Raw genomic sequence first — 18633 nt, forward strand, 5'->3', positions numbered from 1 at the left:
TCGTCAGTTCCACTCATCATCTGGACAAACGGCCGTCTCGGCGGATGCCGTGGCAGCCGTAACGAATGCCAGGGCCGCAGCAAAGGTAGATGGGGGGCTGATCACGCGCTCGCCTTGCGTTGGCCAATAGCGCCAGGCCTGGTCAATCGCCTCGCTCTGGAAAACGCGCGCCTTGCCAAACAGTAGCCGCAGCGGGCCCTCCTGCGCGTCGGCACCGATCATGACCACATGCACCGGTACCAGACAGTCCCTCAGCCAGCGGCGCCAGGGGTCGCTGGCGAAACCACCATCACTGAGCAACAGAATCGCCGCGCACCCTTGGGTGTCTATTTCCTGTTGCAGGCTCTCGAACAGCGCGCAAGAGAATCCTTGGCCTTCGGGCGTAAACAGGGGAGCGAGCGTCGAGGCCTGCCATTCACCAGGGATTTGCGGACGACTACCATCCAGCCAGCGCAAGCGCGCAAACGGCGGCGCAGGGTCGGCAAGCGCCATACTCTCGAACAGAAAGCCCAGTAGGTACTCGGCAGTCTCGATCTTGCCCATCTCCATCATGCTGCCACTGGTGTCGAGCACCACGCAGACACTTTGTCTGTTCATCGAATGTCCTTATCCAGTCCGGATTCAACGTGCAAGTGACCGTAAGGATTCAACCAGACCCTTTCACCGCGACCCAGGTCGACATAGAGCGCTCGATGAGCTGCGTCCAGCCCTTGAACACGTGGCGAGCCGATACCCGGAGACAACAACGCGGTGGCGTCCTCATCACTGAGGGTAAAGCCCAGACGACGTTCGAAAGCGCTCAACGCCTGGGATATGCCCCGGTGTTGGGCGGTAATGAGGATCAGGTGGATACCCTCACGCCCGCGGTCGGTGATCAGTGACTTCAACGAGTCGTGTGCAAAGCGGCTGCAATCAAGCGTGTCGATCAGCAGCACCTTGCGTCGCCCCTTGGCTGGCGTGGCGAAAAAGTCGCTGGCCTTCCAGTCCCAATCACCTCGCTCAACCCGCCATAACCGCTCAGCCGGGAATTCGCCGCACAAGGCGGGGCCGTACCCACGGTCCGCCGCATCGAAGTACAGCAGCGAGTCCAGACTCGGGTTCGCAGCAAGACTGCGTAACACCGCGCGCAACAGTTGGGTCCGCACCTGATCATCGCGCCCGGTGAGCAACAGGTTGGAGCCGGCACGCGCGTCCAGCCGGCAACGCCAGGGCACGGCTTCAAAGGCTGCGTGCTCACCGAGCATCAGTTCCAGGTCACCTTCGTCATTGAGCACCTGTACGTCACGGGCGGCGGGCAATAGTGGTCGCTGCATGCCGTCGAACACCCGGGTGGTCATGGCAAAACCGCTACGTGCGGCTTGTGCGGCGAACTTTACCAACTGCTCGCGGCGCACATCCGGGTCGGCCAGTGGTACTTGCACCTGGCAGTTGGCCGAACGCTCGCCCTGGTTCGGGTTGAGAATGGCCAGCGGAGGGCCGCTCAACAGTGAACCAGCCAGGTTGGAGCTGCTGAGAATGATGCGCGAGTCGTCCTCGGTGCAGGCAAGGCAGACACGCATGACAATCTGCGAGACGAACTCCTGCTTCTGCAGGGCATCGATCCCTTTGAGCGTCTGCGTCGCCAGGATCAAGTGAATGCCGAAACTGCGCCCCTGGCGCAACAAGCGGTTGAGGATCGGCTCCACTTCGGCGAGATGATGACGATCCCCGGCGAACAAACCCTGAAATTCGTCGACAATCATCAACAGACGCGGCATGGGCGTCGCGGTCACCCGACGATAGCTTTCAAGGTCCGTGACACCCAGCGCCTTGAAACCCTCACTGCGGCGGGTGATCTCATCGTTCAAGTGCCGCAACACACTCAAACCATATTCAGCGCTGGCCTGAGTCGCCACCAGTGCGGCGTGCGGCAAAGGCGGATCGGCGTAAATACTGAACTCGATACCTTCCTTGTAATCGAGCAGGAATAGGCGCACCTCGTCCGGCGAAAACCGGTGGCACAATGAATGAATCAGGACATGGAGAAAGTTGCTCTTCCCTGACCCCGTGCGCCCGGCAATCAAGGCGTGGTAAGCATGGTTGGCACTGCCCAGTGCGAACTCGGCAGGCTGACCGTCGGCCGTCCAGCCGACCGGCACGCAGATGCCCTTCTCGCTACTGGCATGCCAGCCATCATGGGTAGCGAACAGATCGGCAAAATCTCTGGCGCCAGACGCCCGGTAGCGTTCACCCAATGCCCTGATCGCCTGTTGCAGCACCCGGGCCTGGGGCAAGGCTTCGACGGTCTCGACACGGCTCAACGCATGCACCGTTCCATGCGCTGGCGCCGTGGCGCCCATGAGCGGCACAGCCTCGCAAGACAGCACGTGCTGTAAACGTTTGTGCGGCTCCTTGAATTCTTCCTCACGCACGGAGATCAGCAGGCAGACCCCGCAGCGCGGGCCTTCGACAAGGAGCCGCTCCAGGTACCACAGGCTGGGGGCGGACAATTGTGCCGGTACGTCCTGAACAATGAGCACCGTATAGGGCAACGGCGCCTGCGGGTGACGGCGATTGTAGTCAGCCCAATTGTCGTGAGCGTCGCCAAGGCGATGCTGGATGATGTTTTCCAGACGCTCGAACTCACGAGACAGTGCGCTCTCGATATCGGCGGCCCGACTGAGGATTCGGGCATCAGGGAAAAGCGACGGATGCTCCAGCAATGGCAAAAAGTCAGACAGCGCGGCGCCGAGCCGGAGTGGGTCACAGGCCACGACACGCAAACCGCCGGTCGGCAGGCTGATGAGCAGGCGCAGCAGTAGTTGGCGCATGACGATCAATGACGCCTCCTCACCTGCAACGAAACTCAGGGCCTTGCTGAACGGGAAATCCACCAGCCGGGGCACCGTCCTGTGCCAGTTGCCATAGCTAAGACGCAGTCCGCCAAATGCCAGTGAACGCGGCACTGCCACCACCGGAGGCGGCAACGCCGCGCTCAGGTCAGCCAATGCCGGCTGCTGAGCCGTCACCTGGAGACACAGCCGGTCCAGCGCCTGGAGGGCCTCGTTCCAGTGTTCACGGAACAATGCCTCGCTGGCCTGCGCACGGGCCTGGATTGACGCCTGCTCTTCCTCCAGGCGCTGGCGCAATGCCTGAGCCTGCGCGCCGATGGTGGCCGAGTTGTTGTAGTTGCGTACCCAGCGCTGCTCCTCGCTACGCAGGTCTGAATGGCGCGCCACGCGGGCGGCAATGGCGCTCTCCAGCGCTGTACAAGTCTGCAGCAACGTCTGCGGCGAAGGCGTTGCCTGAGCGTGTGACAGGGAAATCTGAGTCATGACCGGTGCCTCATTGTTCAATACGGTAAATGTGTCGATCCACGATTTCTTCCAGGCTTCGCACTGCCGCCTGCATCTGTTGTTCGGCTGCCTCGCCCAACGACAACAATCCCTGCGCCTCACTCAGGAGCGGCGTCAGTAACTCAGCATGCAAGGTAGCCTGGAAGGTATCGCCTTCTGCTCCGGGGAACGACGCCAAGGCACGCAGAAGGTCCTGGTGGCTATCACGAAACGGCGTCATGGTCGTTGCACCTCTTCCAGTGGGTCTTGACCATCGAGCGGCAGTTGCAGCACCCACAGGTTTTGCGCCGCAGCACACTCGAGCAATGCCGGCAATGCAGAAGGTATCCCTGCCGAGATGAGGCACTCACGCAGCGTGCTGGTCAACAAAGGGGGGATCAGGTAATTCGACATGTAGTCGACCATGCACTGCTCAATCGCCTGCCAGTCCGCTTCATCCAGGCACGCTCGTGGCTGCCCCAGCAACAATGAACGCAGGTGATCGACCAGTTCGTCGCTACGCTCGAAACTCGCCTGGATCACTGCATCTTCCAGCTCATTAATCAGTGCACGAACGTTTTCCAGTACAGGCTGCGCAATCAGCGTGAACTCAATCATCGTCTACTCCTTCTTGCGCCTGTGGGGCGCAGACACTGCTCCAGCACAGGTCATCGATCTCTTGCTTGTAGGGCAACATACCGATCAGCGGTGATCCACTCTCACGCAGCGACTGGCGCAGCGCCCGCTGCTGATCGGCCGGTAAATGACGGATGTCCCGCGAGCAGACCGTCATCGAGGCCGAAGCTTGCTCGTGGCCGCCTGCCTGGAACTGCATGTGCTCGCGCTGAGCCCTCAAGTACGCGGCCTTGCCGCACTTGACCTCTACGGCGATAGAGCCACCGGCGGGGGCGCCCATTCCCTGACCACGCCCCAGGATCACCGGCACCGTCAACTCACTGAAGACCAGGTCGGTGCGGGTATGACGACCGCCATCCAAATCGGTACGTTGCTGAGTACGAACCACCCGGGCTATCGGCCGCAGCGCGTATTCCACGACTTTTTCCGCGTACAACCCACTAAGGTGCCTGCGCACTTTCAGTTGCAGTTTGTGCACTTCCATCGCACTGGCGCAGCGACCAAGCTCGGTCCGATATCGCGTCAGCAGCCGTTGCACGTCAGCGTCGCGCTTGGCCAGATACTGCATGAACGCCCGTTGCGCCTCTGGCGAGAGGCTCATCCGATGCGCCAACTGGTCCGGTGTTACCGGCTTACCGGCCATAGGGGTCCTGCGCAGCCAGTCACGGAACTGCGCGGCACCAGGACTCATCGCCAGGTATTGGTCCAGCGCCCTTGCCGCATGAGTCACCCGTACCCGCACCTGCTCCAGCAACTCCAGGCAACTGGCCAGGCGCGCGCCCATCTCATGCCCGACAGCCTCGGTCGCGCACTCATGCAACGCCAACACTTGGCGGCTCTGCTCCAGGCGCGCCTGCATAGCGATGCGCTGGACCACCGCATCCGCCAGGCCCTGCTCCGCCCGCGCCAGGTCCTGCAGCGCGTACTCGCATGCCCGTTCGGCCTCGGCCTGTTCCTGCTCTTGCGCGTCACACCCGCCGGTACAGAAATCATCGGCAGGCAGGCTGGCTTGGCAGGCGTACAGCGCATTTGCAGCCTCGACCAACCTCGACTGCTGATCGGCAAGGCATCTGCAAGCCTGGGCCTGCGTGTGCTCAGCCACCGTTTCCTGTTGCTGGGCCTGTTCGAGAAAACCGGCGCTGGCCTGCACTTCCCCCAACGCCTGCTCATGGAACGCCTGCAGGCGCTGCATCATGTGCGCAGCCTCCTGCGCCTGGCGTTCACAGACGCGAGCGAGCCCGCCTTGAAGCTGCTCCAGCACTTCTATGTCGGCAATGCAGACCTGGGCCATGTCAACTACCCAGGTATTCGCGCAGCCGTGATGCGAGCCCGTCCAGATAGGGAACGTGGTCGCGGGCACTGGCCTCGAAGCTGGCCAACTGGCTACTCAGTGCCCGGTACTCATCTTCGAATTGCGCCTGCTTGCTGTCTTGCCACGACTCGCTGACATGGCCGAATGCCGAATCGAGCCCGCCCCGTGCCTCCTCGATATGGTCAAGGAACTGCGTCAACGCCGCCGCGAAGCGCTCAAGCTCATCTGGATCACCAATAACCTGGCTCATACCTTCGCTCCTTTACCAGATTCCGAGATCATCGGCGGCCGCTGCCTGGCCCGCCGGAGGGTCTGGCAACCGGGACACTTCGTTGGGGTTGAGCGAATACAGCCGTGCCACCACGCTCATCGTCACTTGCCGGAAGAAGCCATGGAGCTGTCTGGCGTCCGTGGCCGTAAACAGGGGGTGCCCGGTGCCTTCGGTATAGCGCTTGAGGACAGTGGCCTGGTTATCCTTACCGATGGCCATTGCCATCCGGTCACATTTGGCACTGCGCCCTTGGCCAATAAACGCCGCCAACGGCTGCTCCCACTGGTCATTCGGCTCACCATCGGAGACCAGTATCACCGTGGGACGATAGGCATTGGATGGCGTGACCCGACGGTCTTCCACCAGCGACTTGATCAAACCAAGAGCATCCCCCATGGGTGTCATCCCGGCCGCCTGAAGTGGCTGGAAATTGAGAGCCCCGGCACGGACCAGGCGGTGCACCAGGACCGCTTGGTCGCCACCGAAAGTAATGATGCCGACCTCGATGATGGACTCAGCCAGCTCTTGCTCGGCAAAACTGGCAAGCATCTGGCGAACGGCCTCGTTCAGGCTGTCGATCTTCGCACCCTGCATGCTGCCACTGGTATCGAGCAGCAGGTACACGGGAATGGGACGGGCTTTGGTTACGCTGAATTGACTAGGGTCGAACATGCTTGCCTCCTTTCATAAGCGCGCTTGATCCAGTGCTTTGGCAGGACGCTTCCAGCACCATAAGATTGTCGCGCCAAATGATATCAAAATGACTTCATTTCATTGATTTTTTTAGCCGGCGGCCACATCACCGCCATACCACTGGGCGTCGACGGGGAGCACGATAACGGCGCAGGGATTGGCTGCGAAAAGCGGTGATCACTGAACCATCCTCCGCCAGAACGAGGTGAACGCCCTGCATCGCAGACAGGTTGATTCCTTCGCGGCTGTATTGGGCTACTTCGTTCCTGCCGATCATCTGGCGCACCACCCGCCCCTCCTGAATAGTGCGGCCGTAAGTGAGCACCGCTTCGATCTGCAGCAGCGAAATACCCCGCTGCTGCATGCGTTGGATGGCGTGGTGAGTCAGTTGGAAGTTACTGCCGGTCTGCTTGGACATCACTGATCTCCTACTAGGTGTACCTAGGAATAGCGAAGATCGTGCCAAAAAATAAATTTAGCTTTTTTCTTTTATATTCAATGATTTATGAAATGTTCATTTTTCTACATGAACCAATTGACGATAAATTATTTTACTAACGCGTAAAATTATTTACCAAAAATATCCAACTTCAGCAGACGGCCGCAGGACTCCCAAGCTCCCGAACCAGCTTGAGCAAATGATGCGTAGCCGGCGTACTGGCACTGGCATCGCGAGGGCTCACCATCAGCAATTCGCTCATGGGCAAATCACCGGACAGTGGCCGGGAGATCACATCCTTGGGCATGAAGTTTTCGGCATAGGCCGGAAGCAAGGTGTAACCCAGGCCGGCCGCCACCAGGTTGATGCTCATCAGCGGGTTGGACGAAGGATAGATATGACCGACCGTCACGCCGTGGTGCGACAGGTAGTGCGCAAGCGTGTCGTGGATTGAGCGCCCATAACCCGGGTCGATGTTGATGGCGGGCAAGCTGTCCAGGTCGGCCGGTGAGACGCAATCTGTAGGCGCTGATGAAGAATTGACCCATCTGCCGAAAAAACTCTGACCCAAGCAGCCTTCAAGGCTACGGCCGTCTGTGCTGGGTATCTACCTATCCATGTTGGGGTAGTCTTGCCCCAGCAGGTAGGGCAATTCTGCATCAGCGCCAACAATGAGCACCTTGGCGCCGCCCAGGGTGACAAATTCCGGTGCTTCCCACGCAGTTATCGCATAAGGGTCGAAACCGACCTGCTACAGAAGCAGGCCTGGTGCACCGCGCCAATCATGCTGGCGCCATTGTTGGAAGCCGAGCCGCCGCCCCCTGGGCCCACCGGCACACAGTGATCGCGCATCTTGCGGATTGTCGTGGTGCCCGGGCCAAGGCGTATGTTCGAGCACGGGCAGTGGCCGATCAAAGCGGTATCTCAAACGACCATACTCATCTGCGCCAAGAATCCCCCAACCTACACTGAATCCCAAACGGAATTACACTGGAAGCCAGGCACTGTCATACTGGAGCCCGTCAGAAATCGCCGTTCGCGATCGCTTGAACACCCGGTGCGAATGGGGGCAAAAATGGGGGCATAACTTGATTTCTTTTAGCTGAAAGCACCGTGCTAGAGCCCAGTCAAAATGTTCTTCGGCGACCCTGACAGTCTTTAGGGATCGTCTGGAAGGCTGTTAATCTGATCATTTCTGGTTTTTCACGGGCCATGGAGATCTACACACTTCCAGAGGATGGGATACTTGGGGGGCATATCTGAGAGCATGCTGTGGGGACTTTGACATAGTTGCCCACAGTTCAAGGTTCAACACTCCCCTCGCGAAATATCACTCGTGGCTGTTTCCAGCCGATGAAACGAACGCCCCCTCAGAAACGCTCTCTCAACGCAACTTTTCGTAACAGCGCACTGGCAAATGGGCGCATTGAGCAATACCCTGCCCGTACCGCCCCAACGTTACGAGCTGAAACATGTCAGGGATTGCCATATTTGAAAGCCCACGTTGGCTACGAGATCTTCTCCGCTTCTTGCCGCTGAAGAGCCAATTCGTCCTGTCTGGCAACATCCGCGACCTGCAGGCCAGTGAAGTGACGCCCGGCACGGTGACCGCGCAGAGCTTCAACCAAACCCTCTGTAATGCCCTACTCGATGCTGGCTACACCCAGGTCATCGCCTGGGATCCCGTGTCGGGTTTCCGGGTAGTCGACAAACCCGGTTCCGCCCCTGAAGCCGGCCAGACGTTGCTTCAGGAACTTGGCCTGACTCCGGTAAATGGCGTAGCACCCGCAGGTATCGATCTGCTGGGCGCCACCCTGCCACGACTGGTGGGTCGTGCTGGCGAACCTATCGCGCTGATCATCGACTTCGCCTCGCGCCTGGTGGTTCGCAACGACTCCCTCAGCGCGGCTGAACACCAGCTCTTCACCCAGGCCCTGGTGCAATCCCATCAGGCTCGCAGCCGTCCGGCCACGGAGCTGCGCAAACCGTTCTTCAATACCCTGCTATGGCTGGTGGAAAAAGAAGGTGATTTGCCCGACTGGTTGCTGGTCGACAACCCACGCCTGCGCCACATCCCCGTGTCCAAACCTGATCAATTGTCCCGCCGTGCATTGGCACCGGCGTTGCTCAAAGGGCTCAGTGGCAGCCAGGGCGCCAGCGAAGTGGTCATGCATCAGGCTGTAGAAGCCTTCGTCCAGAACACCGAGGGATTGCTGCTGCTCGATCTCAGCGCCATTGCGCAACTGGCGCGGGTCGAGGGTGTAGCCATGGAACAGATTGCCGATGCGGTGCGCCGCTACAAGATCGGTGTCACCGAGGACCCGTGGCTGAAGATCGACCGTCAGCGTATCCGGCATGCGGACGCGGTCGTGCATCAGCGTGTCAAAGGCCAGGAGCATGCGGTGACGCACATGCTCGACATCGTCAAGCGTGCGATGACAGGCGTCGGCGCCAGTCGCAAGGGCAACCGTCCACGGGGCGTAGCCTTTCTCGCGGGACCGACCGGCGTAGGCAAGACCGAACTCGCCAAAACGATTACCAGCCTGCTGTTCGGCGACGAAAGTGCATATATCCGCTTCGACATGTCGGAGTTCAGCGCCGAGCATGCCGATCAACGCCTTATCGGCGCACCGCCCGGCTACGTCGGCTATGACGTCGGCGGTGAGCTGACCAATGCTATCCGCGAGAAACCGTTCAGCGTGGTGTTATTCGATGAAATCGAAAAAGCCCACCCACGGATTCTCGACAAGTTCCTGCAGATCCTCGACGACGGGGTGCTGACTTCAGGCCGCGGTGATCGGGTGTACTTTTCGGAGGCCCTGATCGTGTTCACTTCCAACCTGGGAATCTATCGCCAGGGCGACAATGGCGAACGCGTTGCCAACGTCCTGCCTGGCGAAGCCTTCGAGCAAGTCCAGGAGAAGGTGCACAGCGAGATCGACCGGTATTTCAAGCTCGTGCTCAATCGTCCAGAAATCCTCAATCGAATCGGCGAAAACATCATCGTCTTCGACTTCATTCGCGAAGGCGTTGCAGTGCAGATCTTCGAACAAATGGTCAACGCCACCTTCGACGACCTGCAGGGACAGAACCTGTTTATCGAATTGGCCCCCCAGGCACGCCAGACACTGCACAGCCTCTGTCTGCAGGACCTGTCCAACGGTGGCCGGGGCATCCGCAACCAGTTAGAGGCACGCCTGCTCAATCCCCTATCGCGGGCACTGTTCGATCAGGACGCGCAACCGGGCGAGCACTTCACGATCACCGAGTTGGACATCACTGGACTGAAGATGGAACGTCGCTGAACATGGACCTTAGCCTGTCGCGCATGCATTTTCCGGTCACTACCCTCGGCCCGGGGCGGCGTATTGGTATATGGTTCCAGGGCTGCAGCATCCGCTGTCCAGGATGCATCTCTGCCGATACCTGGGGGCCATGGCACCGACGCTTGTCGCTGGAGCAACTGCTTGAACAGATAACCCCCTGGCTGCACGAGGCCGAAGGAATCACCATTTCCGGAGGGGAACCGTTTGACCAGTTCGACGCCCTGCGATCACTGCTCGAAGGCCTGCGTCGGCTCAGCGAGCTCGACATCCTGGTCTACAGTGGCTACTCCCTGGAGCAACTCAATGAGTCGTTGCTCCAGACCAAGGGCTTGATAGATGCCTTGATCAGCGACCCTTATATCGAAGCACTCAGTCAGACCATGGCCTTGCGCGGCAGTGACAATCAACGCCTGAGCCTGCTCACGCCACTGGGCCGGGCACGCCTGGTTCATTACGAACGCCCGCTCGAACCCACCGACAAGGCGCTCGACCTGATGTTTGACGAAAGTGGCAGCGTCTGGATGGCCGGCATCCCACGACGTGACGATCTATTGCGCTTACGCGATCTGCTGCATGAACAAGGCCATCATTTACAGATCAGCGCACACGCGTCGCGACGCCGCTGAGTGGAGCACACCCCATGATACGTTTCTGCCCTAACTGCAAAACCGAGCGCGCCCTCCAGGAAATGTTCTGCGAAGGGCTCATTCAGGAACAACCCTGCGGCTGGGACCTCGCTGGCGAACCCATTCGTGCCGCCGGCTGGCGGCCGCAAGCCGTCTTCACCGAGGAAACCCTCCCGCCAGTCAGTCCGTCTCAGGGGAATGTCCCTGACCTGCTCTGCGAAAATGGTCACCCGATGGTCGATGGTGACCTGATGTGCCTTGAATGTGGCAGCTCACTTGCGCAAGTAACGTCCTACGACGCCCAGCCAGACAGCAGCGAACCAGAGGGCATCGCCCAGACCCTGATCGATGGTTGGCGGCTGATTCGTCAGATCAGCAGTACCGACGGCGTGCGAGAACGATACCTCGCCAAGCACGAGGAAACCGAGCAACAAGCGGTCCTGACCCTGTATCGACCCGGCGCCGAACCGGACCCGGCGATCTATGATGTGATCCGCCGACTGCCACGCGAGCACGTCCCCGAAATCATTGCCACCGGCCGCTGGGATGACCGTGCCTATGAGGTCATTGAAGAACTCACCGGCGGGAGCCTGGCAGAACTTGGCAGCGTGATCCGCGACAGCGACAGCGTGCACCATGTGGTCAACGAACTGGGCCTGGCGCTGCACGCTTTCAACGAGGCTGGCCTGCGCCATCGTGACCTGCGCCCAGCCAGCCTGCTGGTACGTTCCCGCGAACCGCTGGACCTGGTCATCAGCGGCTTCGGCTCGGCACGCCTGTCCGAGTTCGACCTGGACATCGTATCGCCACTGGAAACCAGCCGCTACATGGCGCCCGAAGCCATCGCAGGCGGCGTTGCGGCTGCCTCGGACTGGTGGAGCCTGGGCATGATCCTGCTTGAGCAACTGACCCAGGGCGCCTGCTTCGACGGCATCAATGCCAATGCATTTCTTATTCACGTGCTGGCCAACGGAGTACCGATCCCCGACGACCTCGACCCGCGCCTGCACCTGCTGCTGCGAGGTCTGTTGGCGCGCGACCGTCATCAACGCTGGCAATGGCCACAGGTCGAAGGCTGGCTCAACGGTATTACGGTCGAGGCTCCGGCCTCTTCCGTCCAGCAAACGGACGAAGGTGAAGGTGCAACCCTGCTGCTGGGCGAGCGCCGCTTCCACAAGCCCGGCGTATTCGCCCTGGCGGCAGCCCAGGCGGATAACTGGCAACAGGCTCTGGACCATTTGCTACGCGGTGTGATCGTGACCTGGGCCGAGCAGGTCAGTCTCGCCCCCTCTCTAGTCGCCGGCTTGCGTCAGGTCGTTCAGCACGAAGGGATTGAGGACGATTTCCGTCTAATGCTGGCGCTGAGAATCCTCAATCCGGAAATCCCGTTGATTCATCGTGGCGACATCGTCACACCAGGATGGCTACTGGAGCACCCACTGGAAGGCTATCGTCTGATCAGCGGGTCGGTCCCGGACCTGCTTGAGCAATTGCAGACCGACAACTGGCTGTCGCGTCTCAAATCCCGCGCCGAAAACGTACGTCAGCGTGCCCTGCACCAACACATCGAGTTGGTCGAAGAGCAACTGCGGATATTCCTGCTATCGACCTCGCGACCCAAGCTGTCCACGCAATGGCAAGAGCGCCAACGCCTGTTTCCAGACACCGACCATCCGGGACTGAGCTCTCTGTCGGAGCGCCGGGTGATCGCCGAAGAAGACCTGATCGTGCTGCTCAGCGCGGCGATCAGTCAGTTCCGTTCGGGGGCCTCAATCGTAGAGGCCGCCGCCGAGCTGGCCAGGGCTGCCGATGTCGGTTGGTTCGACTCCGAAGCGGCAACCCAACTGCTGTTGCATTCGCGACTTGAGCTGTACCGCAGTGTCGATGAACGCATCCAAGGCTTTGCCCGGTGTGGCGTGCCGGCAGTGGACGAGTGGGCCGAGCAGTTCCGCCTGGAGCGACGTATGCCGTTGGCCCAGGCACTGGTGTTGCTGGCCATCCCGTCCAGTCATTGGCTGGAACCACAGAAACAGCAGTACGTCTCACAGATCCTCGACTTCTTCGAGAAGAAGGTGGTGACCGCAGTGATGCGCGGGCCACTGGTGCGTATGAGCATCGGCAAGACCACCGCACGGGTCGACATCAGTGAACTGAACAGCGAGCGCAGTCCGGCCGCGGCTTTGCTCGATCACCTGCTGCAACGTAATGCCCGGGCAGTGAGCCTCGACCCAGAGAGTTTTCAGCTCAACGGCCAGCTGGAATCGCGCCTGCATGCCCTGTACCGGCAAAGCGCGCTGTACAAACGCGACACCGGCATCGACGGCCTGTACCTGGGCTTCCCTTTCCTGCTCAATCGCGACCCTCGCGGCACCACGCGCACACGGATTATCCCGCTGCTGCTATGGCCAGTGAAGCTGCTGCTGGAACTGGGTTCTCGTGGTCACGCCGCCTTGGCGTTTGACAGTGAGCGCGAGGAAGTGCGGCTCAACCCCGCGTTGGAAAGCGTGCTCGGCGCCGAAACCTGCAAACGTTGGCGCAAGACCGTCGATGAACTGCTGGGCCGCTCGTCAATTCGTGCGACGGATGTGATGGACGCCTTCGGCATGCTCGCCACCATTCGCTCACGCGCCCTTGGCAACCTGCCCGCCAGCAGCGTGGAGATCGCGCCCTACCAAGACGAGCTGGACTGCGCGGCGGTGCTGTTTCACGTGACCTTCATGGGACAAGCCATCGGGGAGGACCTGCGCCAACTGAAAACCCTGTCGCCCGCCGGTACCGGCCTGGAAACGGCGTTGCGCCTCAAGACCGCCGATGAAACCACGCACGAGACACCTCCAGGCGAGCTGCAACGCTATTTCACCGTGGCCAGCGACCCCTCCCAGGAAGCGGCCGTGATCCAGGCCCGACAAAGCCCGGGACTGCTGGTCGAGGGGCCGCCTGGAACCGGCAAGAGCCAGACCATCGTCAACATGGTCGCCGACGCCATCGGCCGCCAGCGCAGCTTGCTTATCGTCTGCCAGAAGCATGCGGCGCTCGAGGTGGTGTACAAACGCCTGGTCGCCGAGGGCCTTGGCCAACGCATCGTCATGCTCAATGACGTGAACCGAGACCGCGAGCCCGTCATCCGCGGTATTCGCGAACAACTGGAAAGCCTGTTCACGAACGGCAGCCAGGCTCAGGGCTGGCAGCGCCAGCGCGAGCAGGTCGCGGCTCGCATCGAGGCCCTGGAGGGCGAGCTCGACCGCTTCCACCAGAGCCTGCATCGCCTGGATGAGAATACCGGCCTCAGCTATCGCAGGCTGCTCGGCGAGTTGATTGAATTGGAATCCGGCCCGGCCCCGCTCGAGTTTCCGGCCCTGCGCCAACGCCTGGCCTCCTTGGACCTCGCCAGCCTGACCCGCTTGAAAGAAAGCTGCGCCCCTCTGATTCGCCTGTGGTTACCCGCACGCTACGAAGGCAGCCCATTGGCCCAGTTGCAGTCGTTCGCCGCCGACCGGGCGACTTTGCAGGCTTTCACCGACAATCTGCACAGTTTCACCCAAGCCGAACACAACCGTCAGGCCACGCTGCAAGCACACCCTGCCAGCTTCGAAATCGACGACCCGGCGCCGTACCGTAACTGGATAGCGGCCCATGTCGCTGCCCTGCTCGACCTGAAGCAAGAGCAACGTCTGCGCCTTGCGCGGTGGCTACCGCTTTTCCGCAGCCGCGAAGCGGGCCAACCTCCACGGGGAGAGTCGATTCTCGGTGAACTACAGCAACTGGATCAGCAACTCGGCCAACTGGATCAGGACCACTACGCCCCCGCCTTGTCACCGGCCCTCTGCCTGATCGAAAACAAGGCCCTCAGGCATCTGGATCAAGACTGCACCAAAGTCATGGCAGCCCGGTCCTGGTTGGCGAACATCAACCCGATGCATCTGTTGCGGCGCAACCGACTGCGCAATTTCCTTCAGGGCCAGGGGGAAAGCCGTGTTATTGAAGCACTACCAACCCTACAGGCAGCCATCCGCCTTGAAAGCCAGTGGCGACCATTGCGCGCCGAGTTGAGTACGCTGCACCAGGCGTTGGAACTGGAAGCTGTGAGTCAGCAAGCCTGCCTGGAATTGATCAGCTTCGTGAAGAGCGACATCCGCCACCTGCTGGAAATCCAGGCGCTGGCCATGGCGCTGGCGCAATCGCCTCGCGCTCGGCAGGCCGACGAGGCCGCCCTCGCCGGCGACAAACACCATCTCGAGGCGCTGCTCAGCGATCTCGATGCTTCGCTGATGCGCCATGGCGTTCGCCAATCCAGCCTCGAGCAACTCAAGATACTCGGCGACTGGCTGGGCGAAGAACTGGTGCAGCAACTGCAGCACGCCATCGAGCACAATCTGAGCAATCAACTGTCTCTTGATCGGCTGCATGAAGCGCTGCCCTTCCTGGCCGCCTACCAGGCATTCCGCGGGCGCGCCGCTCAGTTGACAGCAGCCGACCTGGAGCTGCTCGCATTGCTGCGCCAACGCCAGGAACAGTTGGACAACATTGCGCCCGAGCAACTTGAAGCCGAAGTGCGGCGCCTGCTCAACCGCGAAGCCCGACTGGGCTGGAAACACCGCGTAGAGCAAACCAATCCCGAACTGCTGCTCAGCCAGGACGAAGCCCGCGCCAAAGTCGGCAGCCTCGCGCAAGCCGACGCACAGATGCGGCTGCTCAATCGTGAGCTGCTGGCCAAAGGCATCAACCTCGATAACCTGGGCAATCGCAAACAATGGGAGGATGTTACCCGCCTGACTGGCAAACGCTCGCGGCGCCTGCGTGAATTCATCGAACTGGGTAGTAACCTCGGTTTGATGAGCCTGCGTCCGGTGTGGCTGATGAACCCGGACGTCGCCAGTCGTGTACTGCCGCTCAAGGCAGGCCTGTTCGATACTGTCATCTATGACGAAGCCTCGCAGATGCCGGTTGAGTTCGCCCTGCCGACCCTGTTCCGCGGTCAGGTCACTGTTGTCAGCGGCGATGAAAAGCAAATGCCGCCGACGGCATTCTTTTCCAGTCGCATCGAAAGCGACGAAGCCGAAGTGTTTGACGGCGACGAACCTGACGACGCGGATGAGGAACAGCGCGAAGCGTTCGAAGACACTTGGAACCGTCGTGAGATCAAGGATTGCCCCGACCTGCTGCAGCTGGCGCGCAACGCCCTGCCCAGCACCACATTGCAGATCCACTACCGTTCGGCCTACCGTGAACTGATCGGCTTTTCCAACGCTTCGTTCTATGGCAATCGCCTGAACGTTCCTGTCCGTCACCCGCAGGCGAACATCCAACGCATTAAGCCGCTGGAGCTGATCCAAGTCGGCGGGCTGTATCAGAACCAGAGTAACGCCCAGGAAGCCGAACGGGTCGTCGAGTACCTGAGCGAATTGTGGCAGAAGCCCTACGACCAGCGCCCTTCGGTGGGTGTCGTCACCTTCAACCGCAAGCAGGCTGACCTCATCGAGGAGCACTTGGAGCAGCGTGCAGAGCAGGATGAACTGTTCCGCGCCGCCTACGCCCAGGAGCGCGAGCGCAGCGAAGACGGCGAGGACATGTCGGTGTTCGTCAAGAACGTGGAGAACGTGCAGGGGGATGAACGCGACATCATCGTCTTCTCCTCCACCTTTGGGCGCAACAGCCAAGGCACATTCCGCCGTAGCTTCGGCGTACTGGGGCAGACGGGGGGCGAACGACGCCTGAACGTGGCGGTGACCCGCGCGCGTCGCAAGGTGGTGATGATCACGTCGATGCCAATCGCCGATATATCGGACATGCTAAACACGCACCGCGCGCCCAACAGCCCGAGAGACTATCTGCAAGGCTATCTGGAATATGCTCGCGCGCTCTCCTCGAGCGAGTTCAGCAACAGCACCAAGTTGCTGGAGCGCCTGCAGACCGACCGCAGCAGCAGCCAGCGTCGTGAGCAAGGTCAGCAAAGTGATGGTTTTGTCAGGCTGGTCGGTGAATTCATTCATTCCCTGGGATGGCAGGCGGCTCCCGCCAGTGAAGGCGACGCTTTCGGGCTCGATTTCGCCATCGAGAATCCAAGCACGGGCCTGTACGCAATAGGCATCGAGTGCGATGCGCCTTGCCATAATCTGTTGGAACGTGCCCGCGCCCGGGAAATTTGGCGCCCGTCCGTGCTGCACCGCGCCATCCCGCACATCCATCGTGTGTCATCGCAAGCCTGGTATCACAGCGGCGACAGCGAACGCTCACGACTGCGTGAAGCAATCGAACACGCCATGCAGGTCGAGCAGACGCTGCAACCCAGCCCTACTTCAGTTGATACGGAAATCTGCCAATGAGTGGTCCCAAGGTCGTTCGCATTGTTACCCGCGAAGAAATAATCGCCATTTGTGAAGGCCACCTACAACGCCTGGAGCGCGCCGTGGGTCGCTGGCAAACACAGGCCACGAGGCTTGGTGAGCTCAGTGAACAGGAGCGCTCCGCCTCCCTGGAGCGACACGCTCGCCTTCGCGCTCTGCTGGCAGAAGACCGATTGGCGGAACTGCAGAAGGCCGTACCAGTGGAGATCGAGCACCTGCGCCGTGACTTGGAGGACCGCGAAGAACGGGCGATCATTCGTGCGGCCGAGAGACGCCAACGCGACCGACGCGTCCAGGAAAACGCAGAAACCCTGCTTGACGCCTTGCAAGCCAATCCCGAAAGTGTCGATCAAGCCTTGTTGAAGTCCCTCTCACGATTGGCCAGCGGTGCCAGTCGGGAAGATGCCGAACGTCTGCTGGCCGACGGTTTCGCCCACTTGAGCAAAGCAAGCGAGAAGCCAACCCTGAGCGATACCCAACGCGCCCTGGCGCAGCAACTCAAGGTCGACGAACACGAGGTTTCCCTGCGCGAATGGATTGCGGTCCGGGAACTGGATGCAACGCGCGACGTACGGCTGCTACGCATTGACCGCCACATAGTGGAGCTGCAACTGCTACAAGACGTTGAGCGTGCCGCGCCGTTCCTCCTGGCACTGGAAAGAGCTGAAACGGAAACCGATGCCAAGCGGCGTAACCTGCTGCTCGACAGCCTAGTACTCGACCTCGCAGCGTCCACCAGAAACTTCCGACGCCAACGCGAGTGTCTCGAACAACTGCAGGATCTGGCCAGCGATGCCAAAACCTACACAGGCATCGAACACGCGACCTTGCTCGATCAAGTTAGCGCTTGTACAACCGACACCGACGTCTCGGTAACCACCGGACTGATCGAGCAGTGTAAAACGCTTATCGCTTCCCACTTACAGGACCAGGCCGCCCTCTCCCGCCGCGAAGCCGTGCTCGGGGGCTTGGCAAGCCTCGGCTACGAAGTGCGCGAAGGCATGGCGACTGCCTGGGCGGAAACCGGCAAGGTCGTGCTGCGCAAGGCCGCTACCCCCGGCTACGGAGTGGAAGTGGGCGGCAAAGCTGATAATGGACGTCTGCAGGTCCGCGCCATAGCCCTCAGCACTGATCGCGATAAGGCGCGGGATCGCGACATTGAAACCATCTGGTGCGGAGAATTCCAACGGCTGCAAGCCTTATTGAAAGACAAGGGCAACGAGTTACTCATCGAGCGTGCGCTTTCGGTAGGTGAGGTTCCACTCAAAGAAACGAACGTCTCCGAGCCTGGCGTAGAAACAACCGCTGGTCAGCAAAAGACACTTCATAAATGAACCGCTAACTCCATCCCACCGAAAGCGATCGCTGACATGTTCTGCCGCCTGGAACTCAGAGCCGCGACGAGCTTGCATCGGGTCTGGTAGCCATTACCTCAAGGCCCAATCCAGCATCAGGTGTAGAAGACAAGCTGGTCTAGGGTCAAGATCACCTGGAGCGCCTTGACCATCGTGAAGCTCGAGCTGCCAGCATCTCCGTGCCCTACAAGATGCCTGGAAACAGCCGCTTCTTACCTGCAATCGTCCCGGGCAACGGATGGGGAATCCGGCCCCGTCGTCTTGCACGTCCGACGTCATCGCAGGCTCTCGCTCATTTGATTCATCGTTCAAATACC

General features: G+C 60.5%; 13 protein-coding genes and 1 pseudogene. 4 read left to right on the forward strand and 10 right to left on the reverse strand.

All coding sequences use genetic code 11. The annotated features are described in order from the left end of the window. Window positions 1-3 precede the first annotated feature (3 nt). The 10 genes and pseudogenes from ACIOU6_RS00050 to ACIOU6_RS00095 form a co-directional block, all read right to left on the reverse strand. Window positions 4-597: a hypothetical protein gene (locus tag ACIOU6_RS00050; RefSeq protein ID WP_401132766.1), complete on the reverse strand. Its 594-nt coding sequence runs from the start codon at window positions 595-597 to the stop codon at window positions 4-6. Further along, the gene (locus ACIOU6_RS00055) at window positions 594-3314 is read right to left on the reverse strand and encodes an FtsK/SpoIIIE domain-containing protein (RefSeq protein WP_401132769.1); all 2721 of its coding nucleotides are present in this window, start codon (window positions 3312-3314) and stop codon (window positions 594-596) included. The genes ACIOU6_RS00050 and ACIOU6_RS00055 overlap by 4 nt, the downstream gene beginning before the upstream one ends. A gap of 10 nt (window positions 3315-3324) precedes the next feature. Continuing rightward, a complete protein-coding gene (locus ACIOU6_RS00060) occupies window positions 3325-3555 on the reverse strand; it encodes a hypothetical protein (RefSeq protein ID WP_401132771.1) in 231 nt (76 codons plus the stop codon). Further along, complete coding sequence (locus ACIOU6_RS00065) at window positions 3552-3932, reverse strand: hypothetical protein (protein ID WP_401132773.1); 381 nt, start codon at window positions 3930-3932, stop codon at window positions 3552-3554. Before ACIOU6_RS00065 ends, ACIOU6_RS00060 begins: the two co-directional genes overlap by 4 nt. Then, window positions 3925-5241 (reverse strand): hypothetical protein, encoded by a 1317-nt coding sequence (locus ACIOU6_RS00070; RefSeq protein ID WP_401132775.1) that lies wholly within the window; start codon window positions 5239-5241, stop codon window positions 3925-3927. The genes ACIOU6_RS00065 and ACIOU6_RS00070 overlap by 8 nt, the downstream gene beginning before the upstream one ends. Window position 5242: 1 nt before the next feature. Beyond that, window positions 5243-5512, reverse strand: coding sequence for a hypothetical protein (locus ACIOU6_RS00075; protein WP_319528040.1), 270 nt, complete (start codon window positions 5510-5512; stop codon window positions 5243-5245). A 12-nt stretch (window positions 5513-5524) separates the two neighbouring features. Further along, window positions 5525-6205 (reverse strand): VWA domain-containing protein, encoded by a 681-nt coding sequence (locus ACIOU6_RS00080; RefSeq protein WP_401132778.1) that lies wholly within the window; start codon window positions 6203-6205, stop codon window positions 5525-5527. Window positions 6206-6332: 127 nt separating this feature from the next. Beyond that, entirely contained in the window at window positions 6333-6644 is a 312-nt protein-coding gene (locus ACIOU6_RS00085) for a DUF4258 domain-containing protein (RefSeq protein WP_319528038.1), read from the reverse strand. Between the two features lie 172 nt (window positions 6645-6816). After that, window positions 6817-7236 carry a LysR substrate-binding domain-containing protein gene (locus ACIOU6_RS00090; RefSeq protein ID WP_401132781.1) on the reverse strand — a complete coding sequence of 140 codons (420 nt, stop codon included), beginning with the start codon at window positions 7234-7236 and terminating at the stop codon, window positions 6817-6819. 102 nt (window positions 7237-7338) lie between these two features. After that, a pseudogene (locus tag ACIOU6_RS00095) lies at window positions 7339-7577 on the reverse strand (8-oxoguanine deaminase); the annotation flags it as partial. 560 nt (window positions 7578-8137) lie between these two features. Between ACIOU6_RS00095 and ACIOU6_RS00100 the strand changes: the two are divergent. Genes ACIOU6_RS00100 through ACIOU6_RS00115 form a run of 4 tightly spaced genes read left to right on the forward strand, consistent with a single transcriptional unit; the run spans window position 8138 to window position 18295 of the window. Continuing rightward, window positions 8138-9970, forward strand: a complete 1833-nt coding sequence (locus tag ACIOU6_RS00100) for an AAA family ATPase (protein WP_401132784.1) — start codon at window positions 8138-8140, stop codon at window positions 9968-9970. A gap of 2 nt (window positions 9971-9972) precedes the next feature. Then, on the forward strand, window positions 9973-10617 hold the full coding sequence (locus ACIOU6_RS00105; protein WP_401132786.1) for a 4Fe-4S single cluster domain-containing protein: 645 nt from the start codon (window positions 9973-9975) through the stop codon (window positions 10615-10617). Between the two features lie 14 nt (window positions 10618-10631). Then, the gene (locus ACIOU6_RS00110) at window positions 10632-16940 is read left to right on the forward strand and encodes an AAA domain-containing protein (RefSeq protein WP_401132789.1); all 6309 of its coding nucleotides are present in this window, start codon (window positions 10632-10634) and stop codon (window positions 16938-16940) included. Beyond that, the gene (locus tag ACIOU6_RS00115; RefSeq protein ID WP_401132792.1) at window positions 16937-18295 is read left to right on the forward strand and encodes a hypothetical protein; all 1359 of its coding nucleotides are present in this window, start codon (window positions 16937-16939) and stop codon (window positions 18293-18295) included. The genes ACIOU6_RS00110 and ACIOU6_RS00115 overlap by 4 nt, the downstream gene beginning before the upstream one ends. Window positions 18296-18633 lie beyond the last annotated feature (338 nt).

The organism is Pseudomonas sp. NPDC087615 (assembly GCF_044743445.1).
Lineage (GTDB): Bacteria > Pseudomonadota > Gammaproteobacteria > Pseudomonadales > Pseudomonadaceae > Aquipseudomonas > Aquipseudomonas baetica_A.